Source organism: Paracoccus sp. (in: a-proteobacteria) (genome assembly GCF_030604785.1).
Taxonomy (GTDB): Bacteria; Pseudomonadota; Alphaproteobacteria; order Rhodobacterales; family Rhodobacteraceae; genus Paracoccus.
Window position 1 is genome coordinate 1 of sequence record NZ_JAUVVF010000055.1, and the last position, 15,139, is coordinate 15,139.

Consider the following 15,139-nt stretch of genomic DNA (forward strand, 5'->3'; position numbering starts at 1 on the left):
AATCACGGATCAAGCGCCAATCTCTCGACGCCCAGCCCGGTCATCCATTCCCAGAATTTCCTCAGAAGAACCAACCTCAAGGCCGCTTCCCCATCCCCTCAAGCGTTCCCGCCTTCGGTGAAGCGGTGTTTACGTCCGCCGCACGGCGTCCGCAAGCGAAAAAATCGCGCTTCGGGTCAGAAACGTGCAAGCCACTGACAGAAGTCATGAAATTCTGCCGCGCCAAGTCACCGATGACAGCATGTCCCGGCGATCCTGACCTCGGTAGCACGGAATCGCGTCATCCTGATGACAAAACGGCCCGTTCGGAGAGCCTTCGGCGACTCGGATCGCCCGTTCTGCCGTGGAAACGGGCAGAGAGCCCAACGACACGGCAGGGCGCAAAAGGAAAAGGGGCGCGGCTTTCGCCACGCCCCTTTCGGGTTCCGGATCCGGACCGGATCAGCGCTTCGAGAACTGGAAGCTGCGGCGGGCTTTGGCCTTGCCGTATTTCTTCCGCTCGACGACGCGGCTGTCGCGGGTCAGGAAGCCGGCGGCCTTCAGCGCGGCGCGCAGGCTGGGCTCGTGCAGTTGCAGCGCCTGGCTGATGCCGTGCTTGACCGCACCGGCCTGGCCCGACAGACCGCCGCCCTTGACGGTGGCGTGCACGTCATACTGGTTCACGACGCCCGCAACCTCGAAGGGCTGGCGCAGGATCATCTGCAGCACGGGGCGCGCGAAATACTGCGCGATGTCCTTGCCGTTCACGACGACCTTGCCCGAACCCGGCTTGACCCAGACGCGGGCGACCGCGTCCTTGCGCTTGCCGGTGGCGTAGGAGCGGCCCAGCTCGTCGCGCTGCGGCTCGCGGCGGATGGCGGGCTCTGCTGCGGCCGGGGTGCCCGACACGACCGATTTCAGATCGTCGAGGGTTTTGATGTCTTCGGCCATGATCATGCGCTCCGGGTGTTTTTCTTGTTCAGGACCTTGACGTCCAGAACCTCGGGCTGCTGCGCTTCATGCGGATGCTCGGCCCCGGCATAGACGCGCAGATGGGTCATCTGCTGCTTGCCCAGCTTGTTGCGGCTGATCATGCGCTCGACGGCCTTGACCACCACACGCTCGGGGTGGGCGCCTTCCAGCACCTGACGCGCGGTGCGGTGCTTGATGCCGCCCGGATGGCCGGTGTGCCAGTAATACTTCTTGTCGTCGCGCTTGTTGCCCGTCATCTGCACCTTGTCGGCGTTGATGATGATGACGTTGTCGCCCATGTCCATGTGCGGGGTGAACGTCGGCTTGTGCTTGCCGCGCAGGCGGTTGGCGACAATCGTGGCGAGGCGGCCCAGAACGACGCCCTCGGCGTCGATCAGGATCCACTTCTTCTCGATCTCCGCCGGTTTCGCGGTATAGGTTTTCATCTTGCGTCCCTTCAGGGTCGTGTGCATTCGAGATGCGCGTATATCTTGCAAGCCGCGCCACAGGTCAAGCATCGCGGAAACAAATTAGTCGTTCCGATTCATAAGGTTGCAAATTAGGTATCTGAATACCGCATCGCAAGCCCCCGAAACCGGGTCATTTCGGCGGAATCGAATAGGTCATCGCGCAGCGGGCCACAGGCTCGTCCTGTCCGTCCGAGAAGATCAGCGCGTCGGCCACGGCCAGAACCCGACCCAGCTTCAGCAGCCGGCATTCCGCCAGCAGATCGCGGCCCGCGGCGGGCTTGCGCATGAAGTCCACATTGGCGCAGGTCGTCACCGCCAGGGCGACGGGGCCGATCCGCGACAGGATCGCGCAATAGATCGCCAGGTCCGCCAGCGCGAAGATCGAGGGCCCGCTGACAGTGCCGCCGGGCCGCAAATGCGCGTCCGACACGACCAGCCGCGCGACCAGGCGGTCAGGTTCGGCCGCCTCGACCCGGTAGCTGCCCGCGACCTGCGGAAAGTCGCGCGCCAGAAATTCGTTCAGCGCCTCGGCGTCCATGGCGATGGTCATGCTTCCCCCCTGCCCCGTCCAGCCTTAGGCTTTTCGGGAAAGCAGGGAGAGATCAAGATGCCACCGCTACTCTATCATGATGACGGCCCCGTCGCGCGGCTGGTCCTGAACAGCCCCGACAACCACAACGCCCTGTCGCTGGAGATGATCGAGGCGCTGGACCACGCCCTCGACCGGATCGCGACATCCGAGGCGCGCGTGGTGATCCTGTCGGCCGAGGGGCGCGCCTTCTGCGCGGGCCATGATCTGCGCCAGATGCAGGCCATGCGCGACGGCGCCGACCCGCAGGCCGATCTGGCCAACCTCTTTGAACGCTGCGCGGCGCTGATGCAGCGCCTGCCCGCCCTGCCCCAGCCGGTCATCGCGCAGGTGCAGGGCGTGGCGACGGCGGCGGGCTGCCAGCTGGTCGCGTCCTGCGATCTGGCCGTCGCCTCGGATCGGGCGCGGTTCGGCGTGAACGGCATCTCGATCGGGCTGTTCTGCTCGACCCCGGCCGTTGCGCTATCGCGGGCCATCCCGCCCAAGGCCGCCTTCGAGATGCTGGCGACCGGCGATTTCATCCCCGCCAGCCGCGCCGCCGAGCTTGGCCTGATCAACCGCGTCACCGGCACCGATCAGCTCGAGGCCGAAACGCTTGCGCTGGCCCGCAGCATCGCGGCCAAGCCCCCCTCGGCCATGCGGCTGGGCAAGGCGTCATTCCACCGCCAGCGGGCCGAAGCCCTGAGCGAGGCCTACCGCACCGCATCGGATGCGATGTGCGCCAACATGATGCTGGAGGAGACGGTCGAAGGCATCTCTGCCTTTCTCGAAAAGCGCGCGCCCCGCTGGCCGTGATCCGGGTCCAAGCTCGGCGTCGGGCGCCCTGTTCAGGGGGCGCCGGACAGATCCCCGACAAGACGCACGAAATCCTCGCCGCGCTTCTCGAAGTTCGGGTATTGGTCGAAACTCGCGGCGGCCGGGGCCAGAAGCACGGTCTCGCCCGGCGCGGCCTCTTCATGGGCGCGGGCCAGGGCTTCGGCGAGAGTGCCAAAGACCTCATGCGGCAGCCCGCCCAGTTCCAGTGCGAAATCGCGCGCCGAATGGCCGAACAGATAGGCCTTGCTGACCCGTCCCAGATGCGGGACCAGCCCGGCGATCCCGCCCTCCTTGCCCAGACCCCCGGCGATCCAGCGGATGCGCTCGAACGCCTCCAGCGCCTTGGCGGCGGCATCGACATTCGTGGCCTTGCTGTCATTCACATAGCGCACGCCGCCGATCTCGGCGACAAGCTGGCTGCGATGGGGCAGGCCGCGGAAGCTGTGGAACGCGGCCTCGATCTCGCGCGGCGACAGGCCAAGCGCGCGGCAGGCCGCATAGGCGGCGCAGGCATTCTGATGGTTATGCGCGCCGGGAAGGCCCGAAATCGCCCTGAGATCGATCGAGGCCGCCTGCCGCGCCTTGCGCCATTCCGACAGGAAGCCCTTGCGCGCAAAGACCGACCAGCCGAACTGGTCGAGCTTCTGCTCCGACGAGATGCGGATCACCCGGTCATCGCCCGGCCCCATCGCCAGCTGGTTGGCGATATAGCGCCCCTCGGCCTCGTCCACGCCGATCACGGCACGATCCGGCCCGCCCTCGGCGAAAAGCCTGCGCTTGGCCGCGAAATAGCCGCCGTAACCGCCATGCCGGTCCAGATGATCGGGCGAGAGATTGGTGAAAACCGCCACATCGGGCGTCAGGGCGCGCGCCAGATCGGTCTGGTAGCTGGACAATTCCAGCACCACGACCTCGCCATCCGAGGCCGGTTCCAGCGACAGGACCCCGGTGCCGATATTGCCGCCCATCTGCACCGGGCGCCCGGCCTCGGACAGGATATGGTGGATCAGGGCCGTGGTGGTGGATTTGCCGTTCGACCCGGTGACGGCCACGACGCGGGGCGCGCGGTCGAAGCCTTCCCATTCCGGGCTGGCATAGCTGCGGAAGAACAGGCCGATATCGTTGTCCACCGGCACGCCGCGGGCATAGGCTTCGGCGATGACCGGATGGGGGCGCGGATAGAGATGCGGGATGCCCGGGCTGACGATCAGCGCCGCGACCCCCTGCCAAGATGCGTCGCGGGTCAGATCGACGATCTCGATCCCCTCGGCCAGGGCGGCCTCGCGCGTGTCCTGCCCGTCATCCCAGGCGACGACCCGCGCGCCGCCCGCCGCAAGCGCCGCCGCCGTTGCCCGGCCCGACCGGCCGAGGCCGAGAACCGCGATGGTCTGGTTTTCAACGCCCTGGACAGGGATCATGGCAAGGCTCCTGGAGGAGAGGGCCGGGGGCTTCGCGCCCCCGGACCCCCGCGGGATATTTGGACCAAGGCAAAGACTAGCGCAGTTTCAGGGTCGCAAGGCCGATCAGCGCGAGGATCAGCGCGATGATCCAGAAGCGGATCACGATCTGCGCCTCGCCCCAGCCCTTCTTCTCGAAATGGTGGTGGATCGGGGCCATCAGAAAGACGCGCTTGCCCGTGCGCTTGAAGTAGAGGACCTGGATGATCACGCTGAGCGCCTCGACCACGAAGAGGCCGCCGACGATGGCCAGCACGATCTCGTGCTTGGTGACGACCGCGATGGCGCCGAGCGCGCCGCCCAGGGCAAGGCTGCCGGTATCGCCCATGAAGACCGCGGCCGGCGGGGCGTTGTACCACAGAAAGCCCAGGCCCCCGCCGATCAGGGCCGAGACGAAGACGAGGATCTCGCCCGTGCCCGGGACGTGGTGGACGCCCAGATATTCGGTGAAATCGACCCGGCCCACCGTATAGGCGATGACGCCCAGCGTGCCCGCCGCGATCATCACCGGCATGATCGCCAGCCCGTCCAGCCCGTCGGTCAGGTTCACCGCATTGGCCGCGCCCACGATCACGATCATCGCGAAGGGCACGAAGAACCAGCCCATGTTGATCAGCACGTCCTTGAAGACCGGCAGCGCAAGCTGGTTGGTCAGCGCCTGCGGATGCAGCGCCGAAGCCGCGATCGCCGCAAGCGCCGCGATCACCAGCCCGATGGCCATGCGGATGCGCGAGCTGACGCCCTTGGTGTTCTGCTTGGTGACCTTGGCGTAGTCATCCGCGAAGCCGATCCCGGCAAAGCCCGCCGTGACGAGAAGCACGATCCAGACATAGCCGTTGTCCAGCCGCGCCCAGAGCAGCGTCGAGAACAGCAGCGCAGACAGGATCAGGATGCCGCCCATCGTCGGGGTGCCGGCCTTGGCCAGATGGCCCTCGGGGCCGTCATCGCGGATCGGCTGGCCCTTTTTCTGGACGCGGCGCAGGTAATTGATCATCGGCCCGCCGAAAATGAAGCCGAAGAAGAGCGCCGTGAAGAAGGCCGCACCCGCGCGGAAGGTGATGTAGCGGAACAGGTTGAAGATGTCCCCGCCCTCGGAAAAGCTGCTGAGCCAGTAAAGCATCCGTTCGTCCTTATGCAGGGGCGGCTTGGGCGCGCAGGGCCTCGACCACGGTCGAGATGCGCGAGGATTTCGAGCCCTTGACCAGGACCAGATCGCCCGGCGCGACCAGCGCCGCGGCATCGGCCGCCAGTTCGACGGCGGTCTCGGCCCAACGGCCGCGGCGCGTCTCGGGCAGCGCCTCGTGCAGGTGGCGCATCCGGGGACCGGCGCAATGGACCAGCGCGATGTCGGCCATGGCGGGGTCATCGGCCAGGGCGGCGTGCATGGCGGCCTCGGCCTCGCCCAGTTCCAGCATGTCGCCCAAGATGGCAACGCGGCGCGCGGCGGGCAGGCCCGCCAGCATCGCAAGGCCCGCCGCCATCGAGGCCGGGTTGGCGTTGAACGCGTCGTCGATCAGGCGGATCGCGCCCAGATCCTCGACCGCGCCGCGGCCTTTCGGGGGCTGCCAGTCACCCATCGCGCGGGCGGCCTGGGCCAGATCGGCGCCCGCCGCCGACAGGGCGGCCAGAACGCCGACAGCGTTCATCGCGAAATGGCGCCCGGTGGTGCGCAGCCCGAAGATCGCCGTCTCGCCCAGGATGCGGGCATGGCAGGTCAGGCCGGTCTGGGAGGCCTCGACCTTCAGCGGGCGGGCCATGCCGTCGCGGCCGAAGCCCACCACCACCGTGCCAGCCGCATCGGCGCAGTCGCGCAGGATCTGCGTCACGGCCAAGTCCTCGGGCAGGATGGCGGTGCCGACGGGTTCCAGCCCCTCGTAGATCGAGCCCTTCTCGCGCGCGATCCCCTCGATGGCGCCGAAGGCCTCCAGATGGGCGGCGCCGACCGTGGTGATCAGCGCGACATGCGGGCGGGCCATGCGCGACAGGGGCGCGATCTCGCCGGGATGGTTCATGCCGATCTCGATGATGGCGAAATCGGTGTCGGCCGGCATGCGCGCCAGCGTCAGCGGCACGCCCCAATGGTTGTTGTAGCTGGCCTCGGCGGCATGGATCACGCCCTGCCCCGCCAGCGCCACGCGCGCCATCTCCTTGGTCGAGGTCTTGCCGACCGAGCCGGTGATGGCGATCACGCGGCCCTCCATGCGCGCCCGGCCCGCGCGGCCCAAGGCCTCGAGCCCGCGCAGCACGTCGTCCACGATCAGCAGCGGCGCATCGGGCGCCACGCCGTCGGGGATGCGGCTGACCAAAGCGGCGGCGGCGCCCTTTTCCAGCGCCTGCGCCACGAAATCATGCCCGTCGCGCGCCGCCTGCAAGGCGACGAACAGATCGCCCGGCGCGATGGTGCGCGTGTCGATGGACACGCCAGAGGCGGCCCAGTCGCCCTGCGCCCGCCCGCCCGTGGCGGCGGCGGCGTCGGCTGCGGTCCAGAGCGCGCTCATATCGTGCCGTCCAGTGCCGCGACCGCGACCGAGGCCTGTTCGGCATCGTCGAAGGGATAGACGTCGCTGCCGATGATCTGGCCGGTCTCGTGACCCTTGCCCGCGATCAGCAGCGCGTCGCCCGGCAGCAGCGCATCGACGCCGCGCAGGATCGCCTCGGCGCGGTCGGGGACCTCGCTGGCCTCGGGGCCCGCACCCTCCAGCACGGCGGCGCGGATTGCGGCGGGGTCCTCGTGGCGCGGATTGTCGTCGGTGACGATCACCTTGTCGGCGTGCAGCCGCGCGGCCTCGCCCATCAGCGGGCGCTTGCCCCGGTCGCGGTCGCCGCCCGCGCCGATCACGCAGATGATGCGGCCCATCACATGCGGGCGCAGCGATTGCAGCGCCGCCACGACCGCGCCGGGCTTGTGGGCGTAATCGACGAAGACCGCCGCGCCATTGGCGCGCTGCGCGACAAGCTGCATGCGCCCGCGCACCGTGGTCAGCTGCGGCAGGACGCGCAGGATGTCCTCGGCCGAGGAGCCGGCCGCAAGGCACAGCCCGACCGCCGCCAGCACGTTTTCAGCCTGAAAGCCGCCGATCAGCGGCAGGCGCACCAGCTGCGGCTGCCCCATGATCGAAAAGCGCAGATCCTGCCCCGTCGCGTCGAAGCGCTGGTCGAGGATCCGCAGCATCGCGCCCTCGCCCCGGCCCACACTGGTCAGCGCAAGCCCGCGATCGGTGGCGATATCGGCCATCTGCCGCCCGCGCGGGCTGTCGATATTGATGACCGCCGAGGCGCCCTCGTCCAGGATATGGTTGAACAGCAGCGCCTTGGCCGCGAAATATTCGTCAAAGCCCGCGTGATAATCCAGATGGTCCTGGCTGAGATTGGTGAAGGCCGCTGCCTCGACCCGGACCCCGTCAAGACGGCGCTGGTCCAGACCGTGGCTCGAGGCCTCCATCGCGGCATGGGTGATGCCCGCGCGGGTCGCATCGGCCAGAACCTGATGCAGGGTCAGGGGATCGGGCGTGGTATGGGCCAGCTTGGCGTGGAAATCGCCCTCGACCCCCATCGTGCCAAGGCTGATCGCCTTCAGGCCCAGAAGCTGCCAGATCTGGCGGGTGAAGCTGGCCACGCTGGTCTTGCCGCTGGTGCCGGTCACCGCCACGACGTGGGCGGGCTGGTCGCGGAACCACAGCGAGGCCGCCCCGGCCAAGGCCGCGCGCGAATCCTCGGCCAGAACCAGCGCGCCGGTCCAGCCGTCCAGAACGTCGCGGGCGATCTCGGCGCCGGCCCGGTCGGTCAGGACGGCGGCGGCCTGCTGGCGGATCGCATACTGGATGAACTCGGCCCCGTGCATGGCCGATCCGGGCAGCGCGGCGAACAGATGGCCGGGCCGGACCGCGCGGCTGTCCAGCGACAGGCCGGTGATCACCGGGTCCTGCCCATCCCTCGAACGCAGCCCCAGCTGCGACAGCGTCACCTTGCCTTCAGTCACCGAACCACCCGTCATTGATTTGCGACGAGCCTTACCCCAGCCTCTTCGCCGGGTTCAACACGCGGCTCGAAGCGGGGCGCGATCGTCGGCAGCTTTTCGTCGGTTTTCGGCTCCAGCCCCAGCAGGGGGCCGATGCGGCGGATCACCTCGGCGGCGACCGGAACGGCGGTCGTGCCCGCCGTGCGTGTCTCGATGCCGTTGGCATTGCGGGTCGAGGGCTCGTCCAGTGCCACGATCAGCACATATTTCGGGTCAGAGGCCGGAAAGACCGCCGCGAAGGTCGCGATGACCTTGTTCTTGTAATACCCGCCCGCCGCGCGGGGCTTGTCGGCGGTGCCGGTCTTGCCCGCGATCTCGTAGCCCGGAACCTCGGCGCCGCGCGCGGTGCCGCGCGTCACGACCTGACGCAGCATGTCCACCGACATCGCGGCCGAACGCGCGGACATGACCTGTTCGCCCTCGGGGCGCTGGCGGCCATGGATCAAGGTCGGCGTGACGCGCTTGCCGCCATTGGCGATCGTGCCATAGGCGGCGGCCAGATGCAGCGGGCTGGCCGCAAGGCCATGGCCGAAGCTGACCGTCGCCGCCGTCACGGCGGGCCAGCGTTGCGGGACCAGCGGCTGGCCCGTCGGCGCCTCGACCATCTCGACGCTGGTCGGCTCGAACATGCCCAGCTTGCGCAGGAAGTCGCGCTGGCGCTCGACCCCGATCATCTGGGCGATCCGCACCGTGGCCACGTTCGACGACTTCACGATCACATCGGTGACGCTGAGCTCGCGGCCGTAATTGTGGAAATCGTTGATCAGGAAGCGCCCGATCCGCATGGGCGCGGCGGCGCTGATCCCGGTCGAGGGGTTCACGAGACCCAGATCCAGCGCCTGCGCGACCGGAAAGATCTTGAAGGTCGAACCCAGCTCGTATTGCCCCTGCACGGCGCGGTTGAAGAGCGGGCTGTCCGAAGGCTCTCCGGTCAGCAGCGGACGCGGGCGGTCGTTGGGGTCGAAATCGGGCAGGCTGGCCATGGCGACGATCTCGCCGGTTTTGACCTCCATCAGGATGCCGGTGGCGCCGGCGGCGTTCATCACGCGCATCCCGGTCGCCAGCACGTCCTCCATCGCCTGCTGCACGGTCAGGTCGATGGACAGCGCCAGCGGCGCGCCCTCGTTGGCCGGGTCGCGCAGCCAGGCGTCAAAGGCCTTTTCCACGCCCGCGATGCCGATCACCTCGGCGCTGTTGACGCCCTCATTGCCGAAACCGGACCCGCCAAGGATATGCGCGGCCACGTCGCCATTGGGATAGACGCGCATCTCGCGCGGGCCGAACAGCAGGCCCGGCTCTCCCAGATCATGGACGGCCTGCATCTGTTCGGGGCTGATCTTGCGCTTGATCCACATGAAGCGCCGGTCGCCGGTGAAGTCGCGGATCAGCCTCTCCTCGTCCAGATCGGGGAAGATCCGCTTCAGCCCGCGCGCCGCGCCGACCGGATCGACCATCTGGTGGGGATGGGCATAGACCGAATGCGTCAGCAGGTTCGTGGCCAGGACCCGGCCCCGCCGGTCGGTGATGTCGGCGCGCTGCGACATGATCTGCGCCGACAGGACCTGCGCGCGCGGCTCGGCCGGTTCGCTCGAGGCCAGGGCGCCCATCCGCACCCCGACCGTGGCGAAGGCCATCGCGAACAGGCCCGCCATCAGCACCAGCCGCCCCTCGGCGCGGCGATGGGCGCGGGCCTCGATCTCCTCGTGGCGGCGGCGGCGGTTCTCGGCCTCGATATCGTCGGGATTCTCGCCGCGCTCGCGCGCGCGAAGAATGCGGACCAGAGGGCGCAGGGGCGTGCGGATCATGGCTGGACCTCCGTGGCGGGATCATCGGTTTCGGGCGCGGCTTCGGGCGGGGGCGGCGGCTTGGGATAGTCGATGTGACCCAGATCCAGCATCTGCCCCGATTCGATCGGCAGCAACGGCAGCCGCTCGAAATTCAGGTCGACCAGTTCGCGCAGCCGTTCGGGCCGGTTCAGATAGGCCCATTCCGCGCGCAGGATGCCCAGCTCGTCGCGCAGCTGCGCGATCTCGCGGCGGACCTGCTGCATCTCGGCCATGGCGGCCTGGGTCGAGTAATTCTCGCGATAGGCCCAGAAGGCGAGGCCCATCACCACCAGCACGCAGGCCAGATAGGTCAGGGACCGCATCAGCGCCTCCCCGGCAGGCTGGGCATGGCCAGCGCGCGGGCATCGACGCTGCCTGCGGGCGCATCGGTCCGCACCGCCACCCGCAACAGGGCCGAGCGGGCGCGGGGATTGACGGCCAGCTCGTCCTCGTCGGGGCCGATGGCGCGGCGGAAGGGCAGCGTAAAGGCCGCCTCCTGCGCGGCCTGGACCGGCGCATAGCGGTTGCCACCGCCGCCGGTATCAGCGCGCGCCTGCATGAAGCGCTTGACGATCCGGTCCTCCAGCGAATGGAAGCTGACCACGGCCAGCTTGCCGCCCGGGCGCAGCGCGCGTTCGGCGGCCGACAGGCCCGCGACCAGCTGGCCGAATTCGTCATTCACCCAGATGCGGATCGCCTGAAAGCTGCGGGTGGCGGGATGGCTCTGGCCCGGCTTGGGGCGCGGCAGGCAGCCCGCCACGATCTCGGCCAGTTCGGCCGTGCGGCTCAGGGGCCGGGCCGCGACGATGGCGCGTGCGATGCGGCGCGCGGCGCGTTCCTCGCCGTAATGATAAAGCACATCCGCGATCACCGATTCCTCGGCGCTGTTCAGCAGATCCGCGGCCGAGGGGATCTCGCCCCCCATCCGCATGTCCAGCGGCCCGTCGCGCAGGAAGGAAAAGCCGCGCTCGGCCTGATCCAGCTGCATCGAACTGACGCCCAGATCCAGGACCACGCCGTCCAGCGGCTCGCCCGCCAAGCTGTCCAGATCGGAAAACGTCCCCTCGACCAGACGCAGCCTTTCGCCAAGCGGCGAAGCCCAATCCGCCGCCATCGCAAAGACCGACGGGTCGCGGTCGATGCCGATGACGCGCGCCGCGCCCGCCTCCAGCAGGCCGCGCGCATAGCCGCCCGCGCCGAAGGTGCCATCGGCCCAGACCCCCGAGACGGGCGCCACCGCCCTGAGAAGCGGCTTCAGCAGGACGGGGATATGGGGATCGGCCACGGGCTTACCCCTTGTCGGCTTGTTGCAGGAAGGCGCGCGGGTCGAAATCGGGGCCATGGCTGGCGGCAAAGTCCTCCAGCGCCTGCACGTCCTTGGGACGCTCGTCGGGGTGATAGACCTGCACATAGTCGCCGCGCGATTCGAACACGGTCTCGGTTCCTTCGGTGAAACCCAGCTTTTCGCGCAGTTTCAGCGGCAGGACCAGACGCCCCTCGCGGTCGATCTCCAGATCGGTGGACTGTCCGTTCATCAGCAGTTCCAGCCAGCGGCGTTCCTGGCTGCCGCGCGGCAGGCGGTCGATCTGCTCGTCGATCGCCTCGATGGCCTCGATGCTGTAAAGCTCGATCCAGTTCCACCATTCGGGGCCGTAGACGGCGACAAGCTGGGTGCGCCCGGTGGACGAGGCCGCAAAGCCCGGATCGCCCGCATCGAACACGCGGCGCAGGCGGGCCGGAATCGACATGCGACCCTTGCCATCGACCTTGACCTGTTCGGTGCCCCTGAACTTCCGCGCCACCCTGGCCGCCCCTCACTGTCCGCTCTTTCGCACCCCCGAAAGAGAAAGGGCGGATCGGGCCGCTGCCACTGCCCGATCCGCCGCCCTCGTTCCCGTTACCGGGCCCCTTTGCGGGGTTGGTCGTCCACCCTGTCGCGCGCCACCCTGGGGGAGGTGCTGCTCGCACGCGCGGGCGGATCTATGTTGGAAAACGGATGCCTGTATGAAGCCTGCTTCGCCATGCCGAGGTCTTCCGCCCCGTTGGTCACTGCCCGTTTTCGTGATCTCGTTGTGACACGGGATTTTATGGGAAGCAATGGGTTTCTTCGCCCTAAGGGTGAGCGCAAATGGCTACATCCTTTCGTCAGCGCACCGACCTTCGGCAGCGCGGCGGGCGGCGAGGATCAACCCCTATGGGTATGATTATTGCGAACTACCAGATATGGACAGACATAGCCCCCGGATCGCCCGCGCGGCACTGGTGCAGCCACGCCACGATTCGGCGCAGGTCAAGAAGAATGCGCGACTTTCCGCCAAATCGACGTCTGCGGGATCACGGGCCACCTCACGCCGAATCACGGCAGCGAGAGCAGCCGCGCCCGCCTCTTCCCGCGCATTCCCGCATTTCCCGGATATTCCCGTCCCCGCCCCGGCACCGGCCCGTTTCGGGGGCGCGAAGGGGCGGCGCGATCAGGCCATTCCGCCCGCGACCAGCCGGTCGGCCAGACGCGCAAAGGCGGCCGCCGCGCTTCCCTCGCCCAGCGCGATGGGCGTGCCGTTATCGCCCGCCAGCCGAACCTCCAGCTCCAGCGGCAGCGTGCCCAGAAAGGGCAGGCCCAGCCGCTCGGCCTCGGCCGCGACGCCGCCGTGGCCGAACAGATGCGCCTCGTGGCCGCAACTGGGACAGACATAGCTGGACATGTTCTCGATCAGGCCCAGAACCGGGGTCTTGAGCTTGCCGAACATGTCGATGGCGCGGCGCGCATCCAGCAGCGCCACGTCCTGCGGGGTCGAGACGATGATCGCCCCCGTCACCGGCGCCTTCTGGCACAGCGACAGCTGCACATCGCCCGTGCCGGGCGGCAGGTCGATCAGGAGGACGTCCAGTTCGCCCCAGTTCACCTGCTGCAGCATCTGCTGCATCGCGCCCATCAGCATCGGTCCCCGCCAGACGACGGCCTCGCCCTCTTTCAGCATCAGGCCGATCGACATCATCGTCACGCCATGCGCGTGCAAGGGCTCGATCCGCTGGCCGTCCGGGCTGGCGGGCCGGCCCGTCACCCCCATCATGCGCGGCTGCGAGGGACCGTAGATGTCGGCATCCAGCAGCCCGACCCTGCGCCCGGCTCTGGCCAGCGCCACCGCAAGGTTCGACGAGACCGTGGACTTGCCAACGCCCCCCTTGCCCGAGCCGATGGCCAGGATGTGGCGCACGCCGGGAATCGCCTGCGGCCCGGCCTGCGGGCGGGCATGGCCGCCGATCTTCAGCGCGGGGGCGGGCGCGGCGGGCGCGGTCATCACCACCTGCACCTGCCGGATGCCGGGCAGCCGCGACAGCCGGGCGCGAGCCTCGGCCTCGACGCCGGCCAGGGCGCGGGCGGCCTCGGCATCCGCGACCTCCAGCACGAATCGCACGACGCCATCCTCAATGGTCAGCGCACGCAGGATGTCGGCCTTGCCAAGCACCCCGCCTTGCGGCAGAGCGATATCTGCGATTTCCCCTAGGACAGTTTCGCGCGTGATCGACATGTGACGGTTCCGTGATTGCGGCAGCCCACAGCATGGCCCAAGCCCGCGCCGGCCTCAATGCCCCCTGCGACATGCCGCCCGATCCGGGCACAAGCGCCTTCAATCCTTGGGTTTTTGCAGCCGCAGCGTTACCGTTAACGAATGTGTCGGTTCAATTTTCTGTCATGGTTTCATAGCAGAGCGGCCAGTTAGGTCAGTCTTAGTCATGCATTTGCCGCATGGCAGCATTCGCAAACCGTCCATTGTGCAAACGCAGCACAATGGGCATCTTGGGATCAAGAAAGGCGCCGGGCCAATCCGGGAACGGCGCAGACGACGCGAAAGGAAACGAAAATGGCTGTTATCGCCCAGGCTCAACAAACCGCCGCCGCCTCTGGCCTGCGTGCCCGCCTGCTGACCGCGATCCAGCGCATGCAGGAAACCCGCGCCCGCCGCGCCGTATACCGGCAGACGGTCCGCGAACTCAACGCCCTGACGACCCGTGATCTGGACGATCTGGGCATCAGCCGCTCGATGATCACCCGTCTGGCCCACGAAGCGGCCTGGGGCGACGCGAAGTAAGAATTCCCTTTCCGCCCCTCCTCCTCCCTGGGCGGACTGGCGGCATCCCTCTCCTCCTCCCCGGGATGCCGCCCCTAGACAGCGCTGGAACCTATCCTCCTCCCTCGGGTTCTGGCGTCAGGCGGCGGCCCCTGACCTCCTCCCCACGGGGTCGCCGCACAAAGACATAGCCGCCCCATCTGCGGCATCCGGATGCGCCGAGGTCCCTCCTCCTCCCTGATCATCGGCGCGCGGTTTTGGCCTCTCCTCCTCCCTGGCCGGAACCGCACCTCTGCGCGGCCCTCCCTCCTCCCTGGGCCAGCGTTCGGCGGCGGCCCCTCCTCCTCCCTGGGTCGCCGCCCCCCTCATAGCCGCCCCATCTGCGGCAAACTGATGCGCGGGGGTTCTCTCCTCCCTCCTCCGAACCCCTTGCGCGCGCGGTCCTGGCCCTCCTCCTCCCTGGCCTGACCGCACCCCAAACGCGGCCCCTCCCTCCTCCCTGGGCCGGCGTTCAGCGGCGGCACCCCCTCCTCCTCCCTGGGTGCCGCCGCTTTTTCATGCCTGAAACCCGCATACCCTGCCGCGCATTGTCCCCGACATGGACCGGAGGCATCATGCTGCGCGTGGGAACGATCGTCGAATGGAGCTGGGGTAACGGCACGGGGCGCGGGCGCATCACGCGCATCTTCCGCGAGGATGTGACCCGCAGGATCAAGGGCAGCAGCGTGACCCGCAAGGCCAGCGCCGACGATCCCGCCTATCTGATCGAACAGGATGACGGGGCCGAGGTCCTGAAATCGCGTTCAGAACTCCGCCGCGCGGAATAGGCTTTCCGGCCGGTCCGCGACGCGCTACAGGATGCCATGCTCAGCTATCAGCACGCCTATCACGCCGGGAACCTGGCCGACCTGCACAAGCACGCGCTGCTGGCCACCGCGCTGG

The 15,139-nt window shown here is 68.4% G+C and carries 15 protein-coding genes and 1 pseudogene; 4 read left to right on the forward strand and 12 right to left on the reverse strand.

Features of this window, described 5'->3' with window-relative positions:
* Positions 1-441: 441 nt before the first annotated feature.
* The 3 genes from rpsI to QAR72_RS14425 all read right to left on the reverse strand — a co-directional run bounded on the left by rpsI (position 442) and on the right by QAR72_RS14425 (position 1,971).
* A complete protein-coding gene (rpsI, locus tag QAR72_RS14415) occupies positions 442-930 on the reverse strand; it encodes a 30S ribosomal protein S9 (protein ID WP_219830693.1) in 489 nt (162 codons plus the stop codon).
* Positions 931-932: 2 nt separating this feature from the next.
* Complete coding sequence (gene rplM / locus QAR72_RS14420) at positions 933-1,397, reverse strand: 50S ribosomal protein L13 (protein ID WP_304618079.1); 465 nt, start codon at positions 1,395-1,397, stop codon at positions 933-935.
* Positions 1,398-1,551: 154 nt separating this feature from the next.
* A complete protein-coding gene (locus QAR72_RS14425; protein ID WP_304618080.1) occupies positions 1,552-1,971 on the reverse strand; it encodes a PaaI family thioesterase in 420 nt (139 codons plus the stop codon).
* Positions 1,972-2,028: 57 nt separating this feature from the next.
* On the opposite strand from QAR72_RS14425, the gene QAR72_RS14430 reads away from it, so the two are divergent.
* Positions 2,029-2,805, forward strand: a complete 777-nt coding sequence (locus QAR72_RS14430) for an enoyl-CoA hydratase (protein WP_304618081.1) — start codon at positions 2,029-2,031, stop codon at positions 2,803-2,805.
* 32 nt (positions 2,806-2,837) lie between these two features.
* Here the strand turns inward: QAR72_RS14430 and murD are convergent, their stop codons facing one another.
* The 9 genes from murD to QAR72_RS14475 all read right to left on the reverse strand — a co-directional run bounded on the left by murD (position 2,838) and on the right by QAR72_RS14475 (position 13,657).
* On the reverse strand, positions 2,838-4,244 hold the full coding sequence (gene murD / locus QAR72_RS14435; RefSeq protein ID WP_304618082.1) for a UDP-N-acetylmuramoyl-L-alanine--D-glutamate ligase: 1,407 nt from the start codon (positions 4,242-4,244) through the stop codon (positions 2,838-2,840).
* Positions 4,245-4,320: 76 nt separating this feature from the next.
* Positions 4,321-5,403 carry a phospho-N-acetylmuramoyl-pentapeptide-transferase gene (mraY, locus tag QAR72_RS14440; protein WP_304618083.1) on the reverse strand — a complete coding sequence of 361 codons (1,083 nt, stop codon included), beginning with the start codon at positions 5,401-5,403 and terminating at the stop codon, positions 4,321-4,323.
* A gap of 10 nt (positions 5,404-5,413) precedes the next feature.
* Complete coding sequence (locus QAR72_RS14445; protein WP_304618084.1) at positions 5,414-6,781, reverse strand: UDP-N-acetylmuramoyl-tripeptide--D-alanyl-D-alanine ligase; 1,368 nt, start codon at positions 6,779-6,781, stop codon at positions 5,414-5,416.
* Positions 6,778-8,277 carry a UDP-N-acetylmuramoyl-L-alanyl-D-glutamate--2,6-diaminopimelate ligase gene (locus QAR72_RS14450; protein WP_304618085.1) on the reverse strand — a complete coding sequence of 500 codons (1,500 nt, stop codon included), beginning with the start codon at positions 8,275-8,277 and terminating at the stop codon, positions 6,778-6,780. Before QAR72_RS14450 ends, QAR72_RS14445 begins: the two co-directional genes overlap by 4 nt.
* Complete coding sequence (locus QAR72_RS14455) at positions 8,274-10,106, reverse strand: peptidoglycan D,D-transpeptidase FtsI family protein (RefSeq protein WP_304618086.1); 1,833 nt, start codon at positions 10,104-10,106, stop codon at positions 8,274-8,276. The genes QAR72_RS14450 and QAR72_RS14455 overlap by 4 nt, the downstream gene beginning before the upstream one ends.
* The gene (gene ftsL / locus QAR72_RS14460) at positions 10,103-10,450 is read right to left on the reverse strand and encodes a cell division protein FtsL (protein ID WP_304618087.1); all 348 of its coding nucleotides are present in this window, start codon (positions 10,448-10,450) and stop codon (positions 10,103-10,105) included. The genes QAR72_RS14455 and ftsL overlap by 4 nt, the downstream gene beginning before the upstream one ends.
* Positions 10,450-11,412, reverse strand: coding sequence for a 16S rRNA (cytosine(1402)-N(4))-methyltransferase RsmH (rsmH, locus tag QAR72_RS14465; RefSeq protein ID WP_304618088.1), 963 nt, complete (start codon positions 11,410-11,412; stop codon positions 10,450-10,452). The genes ftsL and rsmH overlap by 1 nt, the downstream gene beginning before the upstream one ends.
* A 4-nt stretch (positions 11,413-11,416) precedes the next feature.
* Positions 11,417-11,929 carry a division/cell wall cluster transcriptional repressor MraZ gene (locus tag QAR72_RS14470; RefSeq protein ID WP_304618089.1) on the reverse strand — a complete coding sequence of 171 codons (513 nt, stop codon included), beginning with the start codon at positions 11,927-11,929 and terminating at the stop codon, positions 11,417-11,419.
* A 669-nt stretch (positions 11,930-12,598) separates the two neighbouring features.
* Positions 12,599-13,657 carry an Mrp/NBP35 family ATP-binding protein gene (locus QAR72_RS14475; RefSeq protein ID WP_304618090.1) on the reverse strand — a complete coding sequence of 353 codons (1,059 nt, stop codon included), beginning with the start codon at positions 13,655-13,657 and terminating at the stop codon, positions 12,599-12,601.
* A gap of 333 nt (positions 13,658-13,990) precedes the next feature.
* Here QAR72_RS14475 and QAR72_RS14480 point away from each other — a divergent pair, with 333 nt between their 5' ends.
* The 3 genes and pseudogenes from QAR72_RS14480 to QAR72_RS14490 form a co-directional block, all read left to right on the forward strand.
* Positions 13,991-14,218: a DUF1127 domain-containing protein gene (locus tag QAR72_RS14480; protein ID WP_219830681.1), complete on the forward strand. Its 228-nt coding sequence runs from the start codon at positions 13,991-13,993 to the stop codon at positions 14,216-14,218.
* 593 nt (positions 14,219-14,811) lie between these two features.
* The gene (locus QAR72_RS14485) at positions 14,812-15,024 is read left to right on the forward strand and encodes a DUF2945 domain-containing protein (protein ID WP_304618091.1); all 213 of its coding nucleotides are present in this window, start codon (positions 14,812-14,814) and stop codon (positions 15,022-15,024) included.
* A gap of 36 nt (positions 15,025-15,060) precedes the next feature.
* A pseudogene (locus QAR72_RS14490) lies at positions 15,061-15,139 on the forward strand (23S rRNA (adenine(2030)-N(6))-methyltransferase RlmJ); the annotation flags it as partial.